Consider the following 18441-nt stretch of genomic DNA (forward strand, 5'->3'; position numbering starts at 1 on the left):
GCCGACGCGGCGCGCGGCTTACACCCCGGGGCGCGCACCGGCGCGCGCGGCGCCCGCACCGGCGCTCACCGCACACAGCACGCCCCCCTCATCCGGCGTAGCCAGGTCGTGCGGCGCGGGCGGCCGTTCGGGCGTACGGTCGAAGGCATGCGCATTGTCATCGCTGGTGGTCATGGACAGATCGCGCTGCGGCTGGAGCGGCTGCTCGCCGCGCGCGGCTACGAGGCGGCGGGCATCATCCGCCGCGAGGAACAGGGCGACGACCTGCGGGAGGCAGGCGCCGAACCGGTGCTGCTGGACCTGGAGTCGGCCGCGGTCGAGGAGGTCGCGGCGCATCTGCAGGGCGCGGACGCGGCGGTGTTCGCGGCGGGTGCCGGACCCGGCAGCGGGGCGGCCCGCAAGGAAACCGTGGACAAGGGCGCGGCGGTGCTGTTCGCGGACGCCGCGGTCCGCGCGCGCGTACGGCGCTTCCTGGTCGTGTCCTCGATGGGCGCGAATCCCCGGCACGAGGGCAACGAGGTCTTCGACGTCTACCTGCGCGCCAAGGGCGAGGCCGACGCGTACGTCCGGGGTCTGGACGCCCTGGACTGGACGATCCTGCGCCCCGGTTCGCTGACGAACGACGCCGGCACCGGTCTCGTCCGCCTGGAGGCGCACACGGGCCGTGGCACGATCCCGCGCGACGACGTGGCCGCCGTGCTGGCCGAGTTGCTGGAGACCTCCGCGACGGCCGGTCTGACGCTCGAACTGGTCAGCGGGTCCACGCCGGTGTCGGTGGCGGTGAAGTCGGTCGCCGGGGAGTGAGCGTGCCGCCGGGCCGGCTGGTCAGAACAGCGGCAGCTGGCCCGGAATCTCAGGCACGACGTAGCCGTCCAACGACGGCTGGACGGCCCCCAGTTGCGCATGCCTGCGCGACCCGGGGCAGGAGACCAGTCGCCCGTTCTCGCGGGCGCCGGGCGGGTCATGCCGGGCGAACCGCCCGGCGACGACGGCGATCTCACGGCGGCACTCGGGGCAGGTTCTGCGACGGGAGGACATGGCACCAGTGTGCCGAAACGAAGAGACCCCCTTCCTCTGCGTTTCCGCAGAGGAAGGGGGTCTTCCCCAGTGTGGCGGCGCCAGGATTCGAACCTGGGAAGGCTGAGCCGGCAGATTTACAGTCTGCTCCCTTTGGCCGCTCGGGCACACCGCCGGGGTTGCTGCCGTTCGAACCGCTTTTCGGCGGTGCTCCCTGGCAACGACGTAAACAATACCCGATGAGCGGGGGTGCTTCGCCACCCGATTGATCGGCACCTGGGGGACGGGGGGTGGCTAGGCTTGTCCGGATGCGGCCCGGCACCTCGCGGGGCCCGGCCGCCGACCCGCGTACGCCGCTACGCACCCCGATTCGCACCCGATACAAGGAGCCACAGGACATGGCCGACTCCAGTTTCGACATCGTCTCGAAGGTCGAGCGGCAGGAGGTCGACAACGCCCTCAACCAGGCCGCCAAGGAGATCTCGCAGCGCTACGACTTCAAGGGCGTGGGCGCCTCGATCTCGTGGTCCGGTGACAAGATCCTCATGGAGGCGAACTCCGAGGACCGGGTGAAGGCTGTCCTCGACGTCTTCCAGTCCAAGCTGATCAAGCGCGGGATCTCGCTGAAGGCGCTGGACGCGGGTGAGCCGCAGCTCTCCGGCAAGGAGTACAAGATCTTCGCGTCGATCCAGGAGGGCATCTCCCAGGAGAACGCGAAGAAGGTCGCCAAGATCATCCGCGACGAGGGCCCGAAGGGCGTGAAGGCCCAGGTCCAGGGTGACGAGCTGCGGGTCAGCTCGAAGAGCCGCGACGACCTCCAGGCCGTCATCGCCCTGCTGAAGGGCAAGGACTTCGACTTCGCACTGCAGTTCGTGAACTACCGGTAGGTCGCGGAGACCGGCAGATGTCGGGAGGGCGGGCGTCCGGTGCCCGCCCTCTCCCGTGTGCGGGGGCGTCCGGCCCGGTCAGTAGGGTGCAGCCATGACGACGCCCGCCTCCGCACTGCGACGCACGCTCGGCGTCGGTGACGCCGTGGTCATCGGGCTCGGCTCGATGGTGGGAGCCGGGATCTTCGCCGCGCTCGCGCCGGCGGCCCGCGCGGCCGGCACGGGGCTGCTGCTCGGGCTCGCGGTGGCCGCCGTGGTCGCCTACTGCAACGCCATGTCGTCGGCGCGGCTGGCGGCCCGCTATCCCGCCTCCGGCGGCACCTACGTGTACGGACGGGAGCGGCTGGGGCCCTTCTGGGGCTATCTGGCGGGCTGGGCCTTCGTGGTCGGCAAGACGGCCTCCTGCGCGGCCATGGCGCTCACCGTGGGGGCGTATGTCTGGCCGGGGCAGGCCCACGCGGTGGCGGTGGCGGCCGTGGTGGCGCTGACCGCGGTGAACTACGGCGGCGTGCAGAAGTCCGCCTGGCTCACGCGGGCGATCGTGGCCGTGGTGCTGGCCGTGCTCGCCGCCGTGGTGGTGGTGTGCCTGGGGTCGGCCGAGTCCGATGCCGGGCGGCTGGACATCGGCGTCTCCGGCGGCGCGGGCGGGGTGCTTCAGGCGGCCGGCCTGCTGTTCTTTGCCTTCGCGGGCTACGCGCGGATCGCCACCCTCGGCGAGGAGGTACGCGATCCGGCCCGCACCATTCCCCGCGCGATCCCCCTGGCGCTCGGCATCGCTCTCGCGGTGTACGCGTGCGTGGCGGTCGCCGTGCTGTCCGTGCTGGGGTCCGGCGGGCTGGGGGCGGCGACCGCTCCGCTGGCCGACGCCGTCCGCGCGGCCGGGATGCCGGGGCTGGTGCCGGTCGTGCGCGTCGGGGCCGCCGTGGCGGCTCTGGGCTCGCTGCTCGCCCTGATCCTGGGTGTCTCCCGGACCACGCTGGCCATGGCGCGGGACCGGCATCTGCCGGGCGTCCTGGCGGCCGTCCATCCGCGCTTCCAGGTGCCGCACCGGGCCGAGCTGGCCGTGGGCGCGGTGGTCGCCGTCCTGGCCGCCACGGTGGACGTCCGGGGCGCGATCGGCTTCTCGTCGTTCGGCGTGCTGGCGTACTACGCCGTGGCCAACGCCTCGGCCTGGACGCTGGACGCCGCCGCGAAGGCCCGGCTGGTGCCGGCCGTGGGGCTGCTCGGGTGCGTCGTCCTGGCGTTCTCCCTGCCCGGTGCGTCGGTCGCGGTGGGCGCGGGAGTGCTGGCGGTGGGCGTGGCCGCGTACGGCGTACGGCGGCGGTGGGCCTCCGCGCGGTGACGCGCCGGGGCGGTCTCCGGTCGGCGGCTACCAGCCCGTCGACGCGAACGGACGGTCCGTCCGGACGATCTCACGGCCCAGGGGCACCAGCGACACGGGTATCAGCTTGAAATTGGCGATGCCGAACGGGATGCCGATGATCGTGAGGCAGAGCATGATGCCGGTGGCGATGTGGGCGAGGGCCAGCCACCAGCCCGCGAGGATCAGCCACAGGACGTTGCCGACGAGGGACGGGGCGCCGGCGCCGCGGCGCTCGACCGTGGTGTACCCGAAGGGCCACAGGGCGTAGATGCCGATGCGGAAGGCTGCTATGCCGAACGGGATGCCGATGATCGTGATGCACAGCAGCACGCCGGCCACGAGGTAGCCGAGACACAGCCAGAGGCCGCTCAGCACGAGCCAGATGACGTTCAGGATCGTCTTCACCGGTGGGGACCTGCCATCTGTTCGAGGCGGCGGATGCGCTCCGCCATTGGCGGGTGGGTCGAGAACATCCTGGAGAACCCCTGGCCGGGCCGGAACGGGTTCGCGATCATCATGTGGCTCGCGGTCTCGATCCGGGGCTCGGGGGGCAGCGGAAGCTGCTTGGTGCCCGCCTCGAGCTTGCGCAGGGCGTTGGCGAGGGCCTGCGGGTCGCCGGTGAGCTGGGCGCCGGAGGCGTCCGCCTCGTACTCCCGGGAGCGGCTGATGGCCAGTTGGATGAGGGAGGCCGCGAGCGGTCCCAGGATCATGATCAGCAGCATGCCGAGGAGGCCGGGGCCGTCGTCGTCGTCCGAGCGGCCGATGGGGATCAGCCAGGCGAAGTTGACCAGGAACATGATCACCGAGGCGAGGGCGCCGGCGACCGACGAGATCAGGATGTCGCGGTTGTAGACATGGCTCAGTTCGTGGCCGATGACGCCGCGCAGCTCTCTTTCGTCGAGGAGGCGCAGGATGCCCTCGGTGCAGCACACGGCGGCGTTGCGCGGGTTGCGGCCGGTCGCGAAGGCGTTGGGCGCCTCCGTCGGGGAGATGTACAGGCGGGGCATGGGCTGGCGGGCCTGGGTGGAGAGCTCGCGGACCATGCGGTACAGCCCCGGCGCCTCGAACTCGCTGACCGGGCGGGCGCGCATCGCGCGGAGGGCCAGCTTGTCGCTGTTCCAGTACGCGTACGCGTTGGTGCCGAGCGCGACCAGGACGGCGACGACGAGCCCGGTACGGCCGAAGAAGCTGCCGATGACGATGATGAGTGCGGACAGTCCCCCGAGGAGTACTGCGGTCCTGAGCCCGTTGTGCCGGCGGTGCACGGTACGCCCTCCAAGTGGTGCGGCAGGGGAACCCTTTGCTTGCTGTGATCTCTCGTCTCACCGGAGTCGTGGTGTCACGTCCAGTGGACCCTCCCGTACTGGTCAACGCCAGGCGGGGAGCACTAGTTCCCTTGTGCGTGCGGGGGCGCGGCGGGGCCGTCCGGGTGACGGCGGCCCGGACGGCCCTGGAGGTGGACGGCGTGGGAAAAGGCGGGTGCCGGTTGCTAGAAGAGACCGGTGTCCGTGAAGCGCAGCACCAGCTGCGGGGCGCCGGACAGGGCGATGCCGAGGACGGCGGTGACGGCGATCGCGGCGGTGACGGGCGCGGGGACGCGGTACCGCGCGGGCGCCCCCTCGGGGGCGCGGAAGAGCAGGGCCGTCCACTGAAGGTAGTAGAACAGCGCGATCACGACGTTCACGGCCATGACCACGGCCAGCCAGCCCAGGCCCGCGTCGACGGCCACAGAGAAGACGGTGACCTTCGCGAAGAGGCCGATGATGCCCGGCGGCAGTCCTGCGAGGCACAGCAGGAAGAAGGCCAGGAGGAGGGCGGTCACCGGGTTCGCGGCGTACAGGCCGCGGTAGTCGGCCACACGGTTCAGGTTCTTCGTACGACCCACCAGTGCGGCCACCGCGAAGGCGCCGAGGTTCACCACGCCGTACATGAGCGCGTAGGCGATCGTGGAGCCGATGGACCGCTCGGCGTCCTCGGACCACGCGGCCGCGGCGATCGGCACCAGGAGGTAGCCGGCCTGGCCGACGGAGGACCAGGCGAGCAGGCGGACCGCGCTGTACGCGCGCGTGGACTGCTGCCTCAGGGCGCCGACGTTGCCGACGGTCATGGTGAGGGCGGCGAGCGCGGCGAGCGCCGGGCCCCAGACGTCGGCGTACGACGGGAGGGCGATGACGGTGACGAGGATCAGCCCGGAGAAGCCGACCGCCTTGCCGACCACCGACAGATAGGCGGCGACCGGCAGCGGGGCGCCCACATAGGTGTCGGGCACCCAGAAGTGGAAGGGCACGGCGGCCGTCTTGAAGGCGAAGCCGATCAGGGTGAGGACCACGCCGGTCTGGGCGAGGGTGTGCAGCTGTCCGTCGACGCCCTGGATGCGCTCGGCGATCTGGGTGAGGTAGAGGCTGCCGGTGGCGGCGTAGAGGAAGCTGATGCCCATCAGGCTGACCGCGGTGGCGGTGACCGAGGACAGGAAGAACTTCAGGGCCGCCTCGGAGGACCTGCGGTCGCCGTGCCGCAGGCCCACGAGGGCGAAGGCGGGCAGGGAGGCGACTTCGAGGGCGACGATCAGGGTCGCCAGGTCGCGGGAGGCCGGCAGGAGGGCGGCGCCGGCCGCGGAGGACAGCAGCAGGAACCAGAACTCCCCTTCGGGGAGTCCTCCGCGCGCGTCCTTCAGGCCGGTGACGGACAGCAGGGCGGCGACCAGGGCGCCGCCGAGGACCAGCAGCTGGAGGACGAGGGTGAAGCGGTCCGCCATGTAGCTGCACACGGCGGGATCGCCGGGCACGCAGAAGGTGGAGCGGTCGCCGTCCAGGAGGGGCAGCAGCATCAGCGTGGCGGCGGCCAGGCCGGCGACGGAGATCCAGCCGAGGAGCGGCTTGCGGTGCTTCTCCAGGAACAGGTCGGCGACGAGGACGACGAGGCCGACCACGGCCGCGATGGTGGGCGGCGCGATGGCGAGCCAGTCGACGGACTGGATCAGCGACTCGGCCGACGGCTGGGCCAGGGAGCTCATCGGGTGCCTCCTGCGAGGAGCTGCTGCACGGCCGGGTCGGTCAGGCCGAGGAGGGTCTTCGGCCAGAGTCCGGCGACGACGGTGAGGGCGACGAGCGGCGTCCAGGCCGCGAATTCGTACGTCTGTACGTCGGCGAGCTTCGGCGCGTCCTGCGGTGCGGCGCCCATGCAGACCCGGCGGACCACGACCAGCAGGTACGCGGCGGTGAGCAGGGTGCCGAACGCGGCGATCGCCATGAAGGTGAGGAAGGCGGGGCGGCTGAGTCCGTCGGCGGGGTCGAACGCGCCGAACAGCGCGAGCATCTCGCCCCAGAACCCGGCGAGGCCCGGCAGTCCGAGCGAGGCGACCGCGCCGAACGCGAGCAGCCCGCCCAGGCGCGGGGCCTTGCCGTACAGCGCGGCGCCGGTCTCCTCGGCGAGGGTGTCGAGGTCGGTGCTGCCGGTGCGCTCCTTCAGCGCGCCGACCAGGAAGAAGAGCAGGCCGGTGATGAGGCCGTGGGCGATGTTGGCGAACAGGGCGCCGTTCACGCCGGTCGGGGTCATCGTCGCGATGCCGAGCAGGACGAAGCCCATGTGGCCGACGGAGGAGTAGGCGATCAGCCGCTTCAGATCGCCCTTCGCGCCCCGCTTGGCGAGGGCCAGGCAGGCGAGCGATCCGTAGATGATCCCGACGACGGCGAAGGCGGCGAGGTACGGCGCGAAGGTGCGGAAGCCGTCCGGCGCGACCGGGAGGAGGATCCGGACGAAACCGTACGTACCCATCTTCAGCAGCACGCCCGCCAGCAGCACCGAGCCGACGGTCGGCGCGGCGGTGTGGGCGTCGGGCAGCCAGCTGTGCAGCGGCCACATCGGCGTCTTCACGGCGAGCCCGATCCCGATCGCCAGAACGGCGATGACCTGCACGGATGTGCTCAGCGACCGGCCGTTGTCAGTGGCGAGTGCCACCATGTCGAATGTGCCCGCTCGCAGGCCGATCAGGAGCAGGCCGAGCAGCATGACCACGGAGCCGAGCAGCGTGTAGAGGATGAACCTCCAGGCGGCCTCGGCCCGGCCCTCGCCGCCCCAGCGGGCGATGAGGAAGTACATCGGGATCAGGACCATCTCGAAGGCGAGGAAGAACAGCAGCAGGTCGAGGACGGCGAAGGTGGCGAGGGTGCCGGACTCCAGGACGAGCAGCAGGGCGACGAAGGCCTTCGGGGACGGGCCCGCGGGCATCTTGAAGTAGCTGTAGAGCGCGCAGAGGAAGGTCAGCAGCGCGGTCAGCACCAGAAGGGGGAGGGAGATGCCGTCGATGCCGAGGTGGATGCGCACGTCGAGTGCGGGGATCCAGCTGATGTCGGTGCCGGCCTGCATCTTCGACGGCTGGTCGTGGTCGAAGCCGAGCGCCAGGACGATCGCGGCGATGAGAACGGCACCGGTCACCGTCACGCCGTGCCGGAGCACGGCCTGCTCGGGTGACTTCCCCTTCAGTCCGGGCGGGGCGGGCAGGAGAGCGGCGGCGGCGCCGAGGAGCGGGCCGACGACGACGAACGCCAGAAGGAACTGCATCACGGACTCGCTGATATCGATCACGCCTGCTCACGCTCCCGTGGCGACGAGGACGGCGGCCACCACCAGGACGACGGTGCCGGCGAGCAGCGCGCTCACATAGGTCTGCACATTGCCGGTCTGGGCGCGCCGTACGGCGACGCCGAGCCAGCGGGGAAGAGCTCCCGCGCCGCGTACGTAGGTCTCGACGACCTCGCGGTCGAGGAACCGTACGAGGCTCGCGCCGGCCCGCACCGGGCGGACGAACAGCGCGGAGTACACGGCGTCGAGGTGGAAGCCGACGGCCGCGTGGCGGTGCAGCGGACCGAGCAGCAGCCGTCCGGGGTCGGCGGGGTCGGGGGCCTGGGCGACGTCGCCGTAAGCGGGCGCGTGGCTGGCGATCGCCTCCGCCTCGACCAGCCCGGCGTCGCCCTCCGGATGGGCGGCGACGGCACCGAGCGGGACGCGGGTGGCGAGTGCGCTGGTGTGCCGCCAGGCGGCGTAGGTGACGATGCCGCCGACCAGGGCCAGGCCCGTGCCGAGCACGGAGGTGGTCAGGGTCGGGCCGAGGTCGCCGCCGTCGAACCAGCCGGGGAAGGACTGGTACGCCAGTCCGCCCAGGGCGAGGGACGGGGCGGCGAGCACCCACAGCACGACGGTCATGGCGACGGGCTGCCGGCCGTGGTCGGGGGCCTCGGTGCCGTGGCCGCGGAAGGCGAGCAGCCACAGGCGCATCGCGTACGCGGCGGTGAGCAGCGCGGTCAGCAGGCCGACGACCAGGACGATCCAGCCCGCGGCGGCGGGCGCGTGCTCGGTGTGGCCGGCGGTGATGTGCTCGGCGGCGCCGAGGACGGACTCCTTGGAGAAGAAGCCGCTGAACGGCGGGATCGCGGCGAGCGCCAGGAGCGCCACGGTCATCGTCCAGTAGGCGTCAGGGACGCGGTCGCGCAGGTTCCCCATGCGGGACATGGCGGCCAGCGAGTTGGTGCCGGTGGCGTGGATGATCACGCCGGCGGCGAGGAACAGCAGCGCCTTGAAGGCACCGTGCGACAGGAGGTGGAAGACGGCGGCGCCGCGGTCGGCGACGGCGAGGGCGCCGGTCATGTAGCCGAGCTGGCCGATCGTCGAGTAGGCGAGGACGCGCTTGATGTCGTCCTGGGCGAGCGCGGCGAGCGCCGAGCCCGCCATGGTGACGGCGGCCATCACGGCGAGGACGACCATCGCGGCCTGCGAGGCCTCGAAGACCGGGAGGAGCCGGGCGATGAAGTAGACACCGGCGGCGACCATCGTCGCGGCGTGGATCAGCGCGGAGACGGGCGTCGGGCCGGCCATCGCGTCGGGAAGCCAGGTGTGCAGCGGGAACTGCGCCGACTTGCCGGCCACACCGGCCAGGAGCAGCAGGGCGATCAGCGTCGGATGGTCGATCCCGCCGTTCGCGACGGCGCCGAGGATCCGGGTGATCCGGAACGACCCGGCGTCGCCGGCCAGCGCGAACAGGCCGATCAGGAAGGGGACGTCGCCGAGCTTGGTGACCAGGAAGGCCTTGAGGGAGGCGGCGCGGGCCTCCGGGGTCTCCCAGTAGTGGCCGACCAGGAAGTAGGAGCAGATGCCCATGATCTCCCAGCCGACCAGCAGCACCATCAGGTCGCCCGAGTAGACGACGAGGAGCATCGCGGAGGTGAACAGGGAGACGAGCGCGGCGTACGAGGGGTAGCGCGGGTCGTCGCGCAGATAGCCCGTCGAGTAGGTCTGCACACAGGTCGCGACGAAGGCGACCAGGACGGCGACGAGCGCGGCGAAGCCGTCGATGTGCAGGGCGAGCTCGATCGGCACCGAGCCGGTGGGGGTCAGTTCCGTGGCGGCGTCGATGGCGTCGTCGCCGCCCTGGTGCACGGCGACGACCACGGCGAGGGCGAGCGCGGCGAGCGTCGGCAGGACCGCCACCGGGCGGACGAAGCCGGGGGCGGTGCGGCCCAGCGCGAGGCCCGCGGCGGCGCCCAGGAACGGCAGGAGGGGGACGAGTACGGCGAGGGTGGTCGTGGTCACGCGGTGGCCTCAGCCTTCTCGGCGCCCGTCTCGGTCGCGGGGGTGTCGGTCTCGTGGCCCTCGGGCTCGTGCCCCTCGGCGGTGTCGCGGAGCCTGTCGATGTCGGAGGTGCCGCGGTTGCGGTAGACGGCGAGGACGATCGCCAGGCCGATGCCGATCTCGGCGGCGGCGATGGCGATGGTGAACAGGGTCAGCGCCTGGCCGGAGTGCAGGGTCTCCTCGGCGGCCCGGCTGAGCCAGACGTCGAAGGCGACCAGGTTGAGGTTGACGGCGTTGAGCATCAGCTCGACCGACATCAGCACGAGGATCGCGTTGCGGCGGGCGAGGACGCCGTAGAGGCCGGTGCAGAAGAGGAGGGCGGAGAGGACGGCGGGATAGGCGAGGTGCATCAGCGGGCGCCTTCCTTCCCGTCGGCCGCGGGCGTGGCGTCGGCCTTCGCCTTGCGGGACAGGACGATCGCGCCGACCAGCGCGGCGAGGAGGAGGACGGACAGGGCCTCGAAGGGGAGCACCCAGTTCTGGAACAGGCTCTCACCGGTGACCCTGGTGGATCCGGCGGCGGGGCCGTCCAGGTCGATCCAGGTCGTCCGGAAGGCGTCGACCACGACCCAGATCAGGGCGGCGGCCGCGGCGACGGCCACGACGAGGGCGGCCCAGCGGTTGCCGGAGTCGGCGTCCGGTGAGCGGCCGATGGGGGCCTTGGTGAGCATCAGACCGAACAGGAGGAGGACGACGACGGAGCCGACGTAGATGAGGACCTGCACCCAGGCGATGAACTCGGCGGTGAGCAGGAGGTACTCGACGGCGAGGCCGCCGAGGGTCACCACCAGCCACAGGGCGGCGTGCACCAGCTGCCGGGTGGTGACGGTGACGAGGGCGGCGCCGAAGGTGACCAGGCCGACGAGGAGGAAGGCGATCTCGACGCCGTTCGGGGACAGGAAGCCGTTGGTTTCGGCTGCGAGGGTCATTCCTTGCCCTCCTGCTTCGGCCTCGGCTGGTCGGTCTGCTGCTTCGAGTCGCCCTGTGGGCGAGTGGGCCGCTCGGCGGCGCGGGCCTGCTCGTCGGCGTGGGCCTCGGTGGCCGGGGGCTGCTGCTGGGCGGCCAGCTTCTCCGCCGTCTTGCGGGCCGCGGCCAGCTCCTTCGGCTCCTCCGCGCCCGGGTCGAGGGCGGGCGGGGCCGGGACGGTCCACATCCACTCGCGGAGCTTGTCCCGCTCGTGGGTGAGGTCGCGGATGTCGGTCTCGGCGTACTCGAACTCCGGAGACCAGAACAGGGCGTCGAAAGGACAGACCTCGATGCAGATACCGCAGTACATGCAGAGCGAGAAGTCGATGGCGAAACGGTCGAGGACGTTGCGGCTGCGTTCGCGGCCGCCGGGGGTCGCCGCCGGGATCGTCTCCTTGTGGGAGTCGATGTAGATGCACCAGTCCGGGCACTCGCGGGCGCAGAGCATGCAGACCGTGCAGTTCTCCTCGAACAGGCCGATCACGCCGCGGGTGCGCGGCGGGAGGTCGGGCTGGACGTCCGGGTACTGCTCGGTGACGGACTTCCTCGTCATCGTGCGCAGGGTGACGGCCAGGCCCTTGGCCAGGCCGGAGCCGGGGAAGGGAGCCATAGCTACTGGATCACCACCTTGACGATGCCGGTGAGGGCGATCTGGGCGAGGGAGAGGGGGACGAGGAGGGTCCAGGAGAGCTTCTGGAGCTGGTCCTCGCGCAGCCGGGGGTAGGTGACGCGGAGCCAGATCACGATGAAGGCGAGGACGGCCGTCTTCAGCAGGGTCCAGACCCAGCCGAGGCCTTCGGCGCCCCACGGGCCGTGCCAGCCGCCCAGGAAGAGGACGGTGGTCAGGCCGCACAGGACCACGATCCCCGCGTACTCGGCGAGGAGGAAGAGGGCGAAGCGCAGGCCGGTGTACTCGGTGTACGCGCCGAAGATGATCTCGGAGTCGGCGACGGGCATGTCGAAGGGCGGGCGCTGGAGTTCCGCGAGGCCCGCCACGAAGAACACGATCGCGCCGACGATCTGCCAGGGCAGCCACCACCACTCGAACGCGTTCACGATGCCCGGCAGGGAGACCGTGCCGGCGGCCATCGCCACGGACGCGGCCGCGAGCAGCATCGGCAGCTCGTAGGCGAGGAGCTGGGCGGCGGTGCGCAGGCCGCCGAGGAGGGAGAACTTGTTGGCGCTGGCCCAGCCGGCCATGAGGGAGCCGAGGACACCGACGCCCATCACGGCGAGCACGAAGAAGACGCCCGCGTCGATCACCTCGCCGACGGCGCCTTCGCTGGGGCCGATCGGGATGGCGAGCAGGACGAGCAGGTACGGCAGGAGGGCGACCGCGGGGGCGAGCTGGAAGATACGGCGGTCCGCGCCCGCGGGGACCACGTCCTCCTTCTGCGCGAACTTGACCCCGTCCGCGACGAGCTGGGCCCAGCCGTGGAAGCCGCCGGCGTACATGGGTCCGAGGCGGCCCTGCATGTGGGCCATCACCTTGTGCTCGGTCTGGCCGATGAGCAGCGGGAAGGTGAGGAAGACGCCGAAGACGATCAGAAGTCGCAGGGCGACGTCGAGCACGTCGTTCACCGCGGGCCTCCTGAGGGGTCTTCGGGGGTGGGGGGGTCGGTCGGTTCAGTCGGTTCGGCCGGCTTGGCCGGCTTGGCTGGTTCGGTGGGCTCTGTGGGCTCTGTGGGCTGCTGCTCGTCCTGCGGCTGCGGCTGCGGCTCGTCGAACGCCGGGCGGGCGTGGTGCCACGGGGCGTCCGGGCTGCGGGGCGCGGCGGCGGGACGGGGCGTCGGGGCCTCCGGTGCAGGGCTCTCCTGCGCGGTGCTCTCAGGTGCAGGGGTCTCAGATGCCGGGGTCTCGCCGCGCTGGGAAGCGGAGCCCTCGCTCGCGCTGCGCGCGCGCCGGGCGCCCGGCGCCGTGGCGCGCTGGCTCGCCGAGCCCTCCGAAGCGCTCCGGGCGCGCCGCGGACCAGCAGCGGGCGTCTCCGGTGCCGCGGGCGTCTCCGGTGCCGTCGGCTCCGCCGACTCCTCGGCCGCCGCGCGCTGGGACGCCGAACCCTGGCTCACGCTCCGGGCCCGGCGCGGCCCGGTGGCGGCCGGCGCCTCGGTGCCGGGCCCCCCGGCACCCCCAGCCGCACCTGCGGCACCAGCCGCTGCCGCCGTCTGGCTCGCCGAGCCCTCCCCGGCCGTACGCGTACGGCGTACCGGACGCTCCCCGGCGGCGGCGCGGGCGGCGCCGCGGGCCGGGCGGGCGGGGGCGGGCGGGAGCTGGCCCTTCAGGGGGCCCCACTCGTTGGGGTCGGGGACGCCCGGTGGCAGCATCTGGCGGCGCTTCGGGCCGCCGTGCTCCGACTCCCCCGGCTCCTTGGCGCCCGGCCATGCCTTGGCGACGCGGGCGGCGAGGACGAAGTCCTTGCGGAGGGGGTGCCCCTCGAAGGTCTCGGGGAGGAGGAGGTGGTCCAGGGCGGGGTGGCCCTCGAAGGAGACGCCGAACATCTCGTGGGTCTCGCGCTCGTGCCAGGCCGCGCCCGCGTAGACGTCGACGGCGGAGGCGAGCACGGGCGCCGTGTGCGCCACCGTGGTCCGCAGCAGCAGGCGCCGTACCGGGGACAGCGCGACGACGTGCGCCGAGACGCGGAAGCCCGTGCCGGGTTCGTCGACCGCGCTCAGCCAGTCGAAGTAGGTGCAGCCCAGCTCGTCGCGGGCCGTGCGCAGCGCCTCGGTCCAGGAGGACGGCGGGACGTCGACGGTCAGGACCTCGTACGACTCCTCGGCGGTGGCCTCGGCTCCGAAGAGTTCCTCGGCGGGGGCGGGCAACCAGCCGACCGCGCTCATCGGGACTCCCCCTCGATGGCCGAGCCGGCCGGGGGCCGGACCAACCCGCTCTGGAGCGCAGCCGTGGACGGACGCGCAGGCGTGGTGCCGTACCGCTCCCCCAGCGACTCGCGGGCGATCTTCTCCTGGAGCTTGAGGATGCCCTGGAGCAGCGCCTCGGGGCGGGGCGGGCAGCCGGGGACGTAGACGTCGACCGGGATGATCTGGTCGACGCCCTTGGTGACGGAGTAGGAGTCCCAGTAGGGGCCGCCGCAGTTGCTGCACGCGCCGAAGGAGATGACGTACTTCGGCTCGGGCATCTGCTCGTAGAGCCGCTTGACGGCGGGGGCCATCTTGTCCGTGACCGTGCCGGACACGACCATGAGGTCGGCCTGGCGCGGGCCCGGCGCGAACGGGATCACGCCGAGGCGGATGAAGTCGTGGCGGGCCATCGACGCGGCGATGAACTCGATCGCACAGCAGGCGAGGCCGAAGTTGAAGACCCACAGCGAGTAGCGGCGGCCCCAGTTCAGGACCACCTTCATCGGCTCCGGGGCGAGGCGCGCGAGGGCGCCCAGGCGCTTCGGCTCCGGGAGCAGTACGGGCTCCGGGTGCGGAACAGGCTCCGGGTTCTGAGCGGGCTCTCGGGTCACGTCCATGCCAGGACGCCCTTCTTGTATGCGTACAGCAGGCCCACGGCGAGGAAGCCGAGGAAGAGGAACATCTCCACCAGGGTGGCGGCGCCGTAGCCGGGGTCGGCGAAGACGGTCGCCCAGGGGAAGAGGAAGATCGAGTCGACGGCGAAGATCACGTACAGGAAGGCGTAGACGTAGTAGCGGACCTGGGTGTGGGCCCAGCCCTCGCCGACGGGGTCGACGCCACACTCGTACGTCAGCAGCTTCTCGTGCGTGGGCACCACGGGGCGCAGCAGCCGGCCCGCCCCGAAGGCCACGGCGACGAACAGCACGCCGATGGCGGCGAGCAGCCCGACGACGGAATAGGACTGGAAGTAGTCCGCCGCGACGACCACAGCCGGTTCCACGGTCGGTTCCCTCACGTCCGTCCCCTCGCTCCCTGACCTCGACGCGACCTCGACGCTCTTCGAACAACCTAGAACAAATCCTGCACCTTGTTCGAACGGTGTTCGATCCTGAACGATCTGTACGCAGGCGAGTCTAGGGCCTGTTAAAGGGGCGGTAAGCAGCCCGTCACACGTTGAGATGCGGGGGTGGGGTTTTCCCCCGGCCGGGCTCGGCGGCGCACCTCATGGCGCGACCGGGCGCCGCCCGGCACGCTAGCCGATATGACCGAACACGACGACGACCACCGCCCGCCACGGGCCCGTCTCGCCTACGACGTTCACACCTGGAAGGAGATCGCGCATCTCCTGGCCAACCTGCCGATGTCCCTGCTGGGCTTCGTCTATGTGGCCACGGTGCTGTTCACCAGCGCTTTCCTGACCGTCACGGTGATCGGGTTCCCGCTGCTCGCGGCCGGTCTGATGGGTGCGCGGCAGATCGGCAAGGCGGAGCGGGCGCGGGCCCGGGCGCTACTCGGGGTGCGGATCGACGAGCCGAGCCCGCTGCCGCTGCGCAGCCGGAGCGCCAAGGGAAGCGGCGGGTTCTTCGCCCAGCTGTGGATGATGCTGAAGGACCCGGTCGGCTGGCGGACCGTGCTGTACGACTTCATCCGGCTGCCCTGGGGTGTCGTCACGTTCACCATCACGCTGACCTCGCTGTTCGTGCTGTGGCCGGTGCTGCCGTTCATCGCGCGGGGGCTGGCCAACGCCGACCGCGCGATGGTGCGCGGGCTGCTGTCGCCGTCCGACGAGCTGGAGCGGCGTATCGCCGAACTGGAGTCCGACCGGGGGGTCGTGGTGGACACCGCCGCGGCCGATCTGCGGCGCATCGAACGCGATCTGCACGACGGCGCGCAGGCCCGGCTGGTCGCGCTGGCCATGGGGCTGGGCCTGGCGAAGGAGAAGCTCCTGGAGGACCCGGACGCGGCGGCGGCGATGGTCGAGGAGGCGCACGGCGAGGTGAAGCTGGCGCTCCAGGAGCTACGGGACCTCGCGCGCGGGATCCACCCGGCGGTCCTCACCGACCGCGGCCTCGACGCGGCGCTCTCCGCGGTCGCCTCCCGCTGCACGGTGCCCGTGAAGGTGACCGTCGACCTGGCCGAGCGGCCCGCCGAGGCCATCGAGGGCATCGCCTACTTCACCGTCTCCGAGCTGCTGCAGAACATCAGCAAGCACAGCGGGGCTGCCTCCGCGTCCGTCGAGGTGTGGCGGTCGGCGGACCGGCTGCTCATCCAGGTCGGGGACAACGGCCGCGGCGGCGCGCGGCCGGACGGCGGGAGCGGTCTGCGCGGGCTGGCGGAGCGGCTGGACGCCGTGGACGGGCTGTTCGTCGTCGACTCCCCGGAGGGCGGGCCGACGCTGATCACGGCCGAGCTGCCGTGGCGGGACCGGCCGCAAGAAAGGTAGCCACACGCCACAGGAAGGTAGGGAAAACCCCCGTTCCAAAACGCCGACGGACTCCATGGTTCCCCCGGCCGCCGCCCAGCAGGGTGGAGGTACGACACGCGAAGACCGCTACGGGACGAGCAGAACGGGACGGCGCCGATGGCCACGGAGTACGGGCAGGGGTACGGATACGGACAGGAGGACCGGCGGCACCGCGGGACGTGGCTGCCGGCCGGGCTCCGGGCGCCGTTCGAGGCACGCACCTGGCGGGAGCTCGCGTATGTGCTGCTCGGCCTGCCGATCGGCGTGCTGCTCTTCACCTACGCCGTCACGATGCTCTCCCTCGGCGCGGGGCTGCTGGTGACCTTCCTCGGCGTTCCCGTGCTGGCGGCGGGCCTGGCCGGATGCCGGGGCCTCGGAGCGCTGGAGCGGACGCGGGCACGGGCGCTGCTCGGTGTTCGGGTGGCCGACCCGGAGCCGCTGCGGGCGCGGAGGAACGGCCTGATGGCGTGGATGGGGGCGGTGCTCAAGAGCGGCACGTCCTGGCGGCACCTGCTGTACGCGGTGCTGCACTTCCCGTGGGCGGTGTTCTCGTTCGTCGTCGCGGTGAGCTTCTGGGCGTACGGGTGGTCACTGCTGACGTATCCGCTGTGGTTCTGGGTCTTCCCGATGTACGCCGGGCAGGACGGGCTCCAGCTGTACGGCGACGAGACCCACCGGATCTATCTCGACAACCCGTTCGAGATCACCGTGACGGCGCTGATCGGGCTGCTGTTCACGCTGGCCACGCCGTGGATCGTACGGGGGCTGACGACGGTCGACCGGCTGCTGGTGCGCGGGTTGCTCGGGCCGTCGCGGCTGGCGTCGCGGGTCGTCGAGCTGGAGTCCGACCGGGGGGTCGTGGTGGACACCGCCGCGGCCGATCTGCGGCGCATCGAACGCGATCTGCACGACGGGGCACAGGCCCGGCTGGTCGCGCTGGCCATGGATCTGGGGCTGGCGAAGGAGAAGCTGGCGCGGGATCCGCAGGCGGCGGCGCGGATGGTGGACGAGGCGCACGGCGAGGTGAAGACGGCGCTCCGGGAGCTGCGGGCCCTGGCGCGCGGCATCCACCCGGCGATCCTCACCGACCGCGGCCTCGACGCGGCGCTCTCCGCGGTCGCCTCCCGCTGCGCGGTGCCGGTGCGGGTGGAGGTCGATCTGGCGTCGCGCCCCTCGCCGGCGATCGAGGGGATCGCGTACTTCACCGTCTCCGAGCTGCTGCAGAACGTCGGCAAGCACAGCGGGGCCCGGTCGGCGTCGGTGGATGTGTGGCGGTCGGCGAACCGGCTGATGGTCCAGGTCACCGACGACGGGGTGGGCGGGGCGGACGCGGCCGCCGGATCCGGCCTGGCGGGCCTCACGGAACGCCTCGACGCGGTGGACGGCATCCTGGTCGTGGACTCCCCGGCCGGCGGGCCGACCCGGGTGACGGCGGAACTGCCCTGGCGGGACTGAGAGATCTTCACGTCCGTATCCTCACCGCCCGCGCCGCCGGAAACTCCCCGCTCCACCCGCACTCCGCCCCGATTGCTGGAATGCTGGACCCGTACGGGATCACTGCGGGTCGGCTGGGGGGCCAAGGGCGTGGAGGACAGGGTGCGGGTGGTCATCGCCGAGGATTCGGTGCTGCTCAGGGAGGGGCTGACCCGGTTGCTGACCGACCGTGGGCACGAGGTCGTCGCCGGGGTCGCGGACGCCGACGCGTTGATCAAGACCATGGCCGAGCTGGACGCGGAGGGGGCGTTGCCCGACGTCGTCGTCGCCGACGTACGGATGCCGCCGACCCACACCGACGAGGGCGTGCGCGCGGCCGTGCAGTTGCGCAAGGCGCATCCGGGGCTCGGCGTGCTCGTGCTGTCGCAGTACGTGGAGGAGCGCTACGCCACGGAGCTGCTGGCCGGGTCCAGCCGCGGGGTGGGGTATCTGCTGAAGGACCGGGTCGCCGAGGTGCGCGAGTTCGTGGACGCGGTGGTGCGGGTGGCGCGGGGCGGCACGGCGCTCGACCCGGAGGTCGTGGCGCAGCTGCTCGGCCGCAGCCGCAAGCAGGACGTGCTCGCGGGGCTCACCCCGCGGGAGCGGGAGGTGCTGGGCCTGATGGCCGAGGGGCGCACCAACTCCGCCATCGCCCGGCAGCTGGTGGTCAGCGACGGGGCCGTCGAGAAGCACGTCAGCAACATCTTCCTGAAGCTGGGCCTGTCCCCGAGCGAGGGCGATCACCGGCGGGTACTCGCCGTACTGACGTACCTGAATTCCTGAACATCTGACA

Annotated in this window: 19 protein-coding genes and 1 tRNA gene; 6 read left to right on the top strand and 14 right to left on the bottom strand. The window is 72.0% G+C overall.

The genetic code is table 11. The features are described from left to right. Positions 1–147 precede the first annotated feature (147 nt). Positions 148–804: an SDR family oxidoreductase gene (locus ACZ42A_RS09710; RefSeq protein ID WP_468526607.1), complete on the top strand. Its 657-nt coding sequence runs from the start codon at positions 148–150 to the stop codon at positions 802–804. A gap of 21 nt (positions 805–825) precedes the next feature. Here ACZ42A_RS09710 and ACZ42A_RS09715 read toward each other — a convergent pair whose 3' ends face one another. Next, the gene (locus ACZ42A_RS09715; RefSeq protein WP_468526608.1) at positions 826–1038 is read right to left on the bottom strand and encodes a hypothetical protein; all 213 of its coding nucleotides are present in this window, start codon (positions 1036–1038) and stop codon (positions 826–828) included. Between the two features lie 72 nt (positions 1039–1110). Continuing rightward, a tRNA-Tyr gene (locus tag ACZ42A_RS09720) sits at positions 1111–1192 on the bottom strand. Between the two features lie 223 nt (positions 1193–1415). Here ACZ42A_RS09720 and ACZ42A_RS09725 point away from each other — a divergent pair. Both ACZ42A_RS09725 and ACZ42A_RS09730 read left to right on the top strand, forming a co-directional pair. Beyond that, positions 1416–1904 (top strand): YajQ family cyclic di-GMP-binding protein, encoded by a 489-nt coding sequence (locus ACZ42A_RS09725; RefSeq protein ID WP_166001462.1) that lies wholly within the window; start codon positions 1416–1418, stop codon positions 1902–1904. A 94-nt stretch (positions 1905–1998) separates the two neighbouring features. Then, positions 1999–3246, top strand: a complete 1248-nt coding sequence (locus ACZ42A_RS09730) for an APC family permease (RefSeq protein ID WP_468526609.1) — start codon at positions 1999–2001, stop codon at positions 3244–3246. A gap of 27 nt (positions 3247–3273) precedes the next feature. Here the strand turns inward: ACZ42A_RS09730 and ACZ42A_RS09735 are convergent, their stop codons facing one another. From ACZ42A_RS09735 to ACZ42A_RS09790, 12 genes are all read right to left on the bottom strand, one after another. Next, positions 3274–3672 carry a YccF domain-containing protein gene (locus ACZ42A_RS09735; RefSeq protein ID WP_468526610.1) on the bottom strand — a complete coding sequence of 133 codons (399 nt, stop codon included), beginning with the start codon at positions 3670–3672 and terminating at the stop codon, positions 3274–3276. Then, positions 3669–4532 (bottom strand): zinc metalloprotease HtpX, encoded by an 864-nt coding sequence (gene htpX, locus ACZ42A_RS09740; RefSeq protein ID WP_468526611.1) that lies wholly within the window; start codon positions 4530–4532, stop codon positions 3669–3671. The genes ACZ42A_RS09735 and htpX overlap by 4 nt, the downstream gene beginning before the upstream one ends. A 224-nt stretch (positions 4533–4756) precedes the next feature. Next, entirely contained in the window at positions 4757–6280 is a 1524-nt protein-coding gene (locus ACZ42A_RS09745) for an NADH-quinone oxidoreductase subunit N (protein WP_468526612.1), read from the bottom strand. Then, positions 6277–7851, bottom strand: a complete 1575-nt coding sequence (locus ACZ42A_RS09750; RefSeq protein WP_468526613.1) for an NADH-quinone oxidoreductase subunit M — start codon at positions 7849–7851, stop codon at positions 6277–6279. Before ACZ42A_RS09750 ends, ACZ42A_RS09745 begins: the two co-directional genes overlap by 4 nt. Positions 7852–7857: 6 nt before the next feature. After that, positions 7858–9852 (bottom strand): NADH-quinone oxidoreductase subunit 5 family protein, encoded by a 1995-nt coding sequence (locus ACZ42A_RS09755; protein ID WP_468526614.1) that lies wholly within the window; start codon positions 9850–9852, stop codon positions 7858–7860. Beyond that, positions 9849–10241 carry an NADH-quinone oxidoreductase subunit NuoK gene (nuoK, locus tag ACZ42A_RS09760; protein ID WP_468526615.1) on the bottom strand — a complete coding sequence of 131 codons (393 nt, stop codon included), beginning with the start codon at positions 10239–10241 and terminating at the stop codon, positions 9849–9851. The genes ACZ42A_RS09755 and nuoK overlap by 4 nt, the downstream gene beginning before the upstream one ends. Next, positions 10241–10819 carry an NADH-quinone oxidoreductase subunit J family protein gene (locus tag ACZ42A_RS09765; protein WP_468526616.1) on the bottom strand — a complete coding sequence of 193 codons (579 nt, stop codon included), beginning with the start codon at positions 10817–10819 and terminating at the stop codon, positions 10241–10243. Before ACZ42A_RS09765 ends, nuoK begins: the two co-directional genes overlap by 1 nt. Then, the gene (locus ACZ42A_RS09770; RefSeq protein WP_468526617.1) at positions 10816–11466 is read right to left on the bottom strand and encodes a NuoI/complex I 23 kDa subunit family protein; all 651 of its coding nucleotides are present in this window, start codon (positions 11464–11466) and stop codon (positions 10816–10818) included. Before ACZ42A_RS09770 ends, ACZ42A_RS09765 begins: the two co-directional genes overlap by 4 nt. A gap of 2 nt (positions 11467–11468) precedes the next feature. Further along, complete coding sequence (locus ACZ42A_RS09775) at positions 11469–12437, bottom strand: complex I subunit 1/NuoH family protein (protein WP_468526618.1); 969 nt, start codon at positions 12435–12437, stop codon at positions 11469–11471. Next, the gene (locus ACZ42A_RS09780) at positions 12434–13690 is read right to left on the bottom strand and encodes an NADH-quinone oxidoreductase subunit C (RefSeq protein WP_468526619.1); all 1257 of its coding nucleotides are present in this window, start codon (positions 13688–13690) and stop codon (positions 12434–12436) included. The genes ACZ42A_RS09775 and ACZ42A_RS09780 overlap by 4 nt, the downstream gene beginning before the upstream one ends. Further along, on the bottom strand, positions 13687–14328 hold the full coding sequence (locus ACZ42A_RS09785; RefSeq protein ID WP_468526620.1) for an NADH-quinone oxidoreductase subunit B: 642 nt from the start codon (positions 14326–14328) through the stop codon (positions 13687–13689). The genes ACZ42A_RS09780 and ACZ42A_RS09785 overlap by 4 nt, the downstream gene beginning before the upstream one ends. Beyond that, positions 14319–14726 carry an NADH-quinone oxidoreductase subunit A gene (locus tag ACZ42A_RS09790; protein WP_468526621.1) on the bottom strand — a complete coding sequence of 136 codons (408 nt, stop codon included), beginning with the start codon at positions 14724–14726 and terminating at the stop codon, positions 14319–14321. Before ACZ42A_RS09790 ends, ACZ42A_RS09785 begins: the two co-directional genes overlap by 10 nt. A 246-nt stretch (positions 14727–14972) precedes the next feature. On the opposite strand from ACZ42A_RS09790, the gene ACZ42A_RS09795 reads away from it, so the two are divergent. From ACZ42A_RS09795 to ACZ42A_RS09805, 3 genes are all read left to right on the top strand, one after another. Continuing rightward, positions 14973–16154 carry a sensor histidine kinase gene (locus ACZ42A_RS09795; RefSeq protein ID WP_468526622.1) on the top strand — a complete coding sequence of 394 codons (1182 nt, stop codon included), beginning with the start codon at positions 14973–14975 and terminating at the stop codon, positions 16152–16154. Between the two features lie 138 nt (positions 16155–16292). Further along, positions 16293–17630, top strand: coding sequence for a sensor histidine kinase (locus tag ACZ42A_RS09800; protein ID WP_468526623.1), 1338 nt, complete (start codon positions 16293–16295; stop codon positions 17628–17630). A gap of 129 nt (positions 17631–17759) precedes the next feature. Further along, positions 17760–18431: a LuxR C-terminal-related transcriptional regulator gene (locus ACZ42A_RS09805; RefSeq protein WP_468526624.1), complete on the top strand. Its 672-nt coding sequence runs from the start codon at positions 17760–17762 to the stop codon at positions 18429–18431. Positions 18432–18441 lie beyond the last annotated feature (10 nt).

This window comes from Streptomyces sp. NPDC030838 (assembly GCF_055572035.1).

What these genes read in the sequence shown, in the direction of transcription:
- ACZ42A_RS09725 (WP_166001462.1), top strand. Translation starts at nt 1,416, where the DNA reads ATGGCCGACTCCAGTTTCGACATCGTCTCGAAGGTCGAGCGGCAGGAG.
- ACZ42A_RS09800 (WP_468526623.1), top strand. Translation starts at nt 16,293, where the DNA reads ATGGCCACGGAGTACGGGCAGGGGTACGGATACGGACAGGAGGACCGG.
- ACZ42A_RS09770 (WP_468526617.1), bottom strand. Translation starts at nt 11,466, where the DNA reads ATGGCTCCCTTCCCCGGCTCCGGCCTGGCCAAGGGCCTGGCCGTCACC.
- ACZ42A_RS09745 (WP_468526612.1), bottom strand. Translation starts at nt 6,280, where the DNA reads ATGAGCTCCCTGGCCCAGCCGTCGGCCGAGTCGCTGATCCAGTCCGTC.
- ACZ42A_RS09710 (WP_468526607.1), top strand. Translation starts at nt 148, where the DNA reads ATGCGCATTGTCATCGCTGGTGGTCATGGACAGATCGCGCTGCGGCTG.
- nuoK (WP_468526615.1), bottom strand. Translation starts at nt 10,241, where the DNA reads ATGCACCTCGCCTATCCCGCCGTCCTCTCCGCCCTCCTCTTCTGCACC.
- ACZ42A_RS09715 (WP_468526608.1), bottom strand. Translation starts at nt 1,038, where the DNA reads ATGTCCTCCCGTCGCAGAACCTGCCCCGAGTGCCGCCGTGAGATCGCC.
- ACZ42A_RS09795 (WP_468526622.1), top strand. Translation starts at nt 14,973, where the DNA reads ATGACCGAACACGACGACGACCACCGCCCGCCACGGGCCCGTCTCGCC.
- ACZ42A_RS09730 (WP_468526609.1), top strand. Translation starts at nt 1,999, where the DNA reads ATGACGACGCCCGCCTCCGCACTGCGACGCACGCTCGGCGTCGGTGAC.
- ACZ42A_RS09785 (WP_468526620.1), bottom strand. Translation starts at nt 14,328, where the DNA reads ATGGACGTGACCCGAGAGCCCGCTCAGAACCCGGAGCCTGTTCCGCAC.
- ACZ42A_RS09765 (WP_468526616.1), bottom strand. Translation starts at nt 10,819, where the DNA reads ATGACCCTCGCAGCCGAAACCAACGGCTTCCTGTCCCCGAACGGCGTC.
- ACZ42A_RS09780 (WP_468526619.1), bottom strand. Translation starts at nt 13,690, where the DNA reads ATGAGCGCGGTCGGCTGGTTGCCCGCCCCCGCCGAGGAACTCTTCGGA.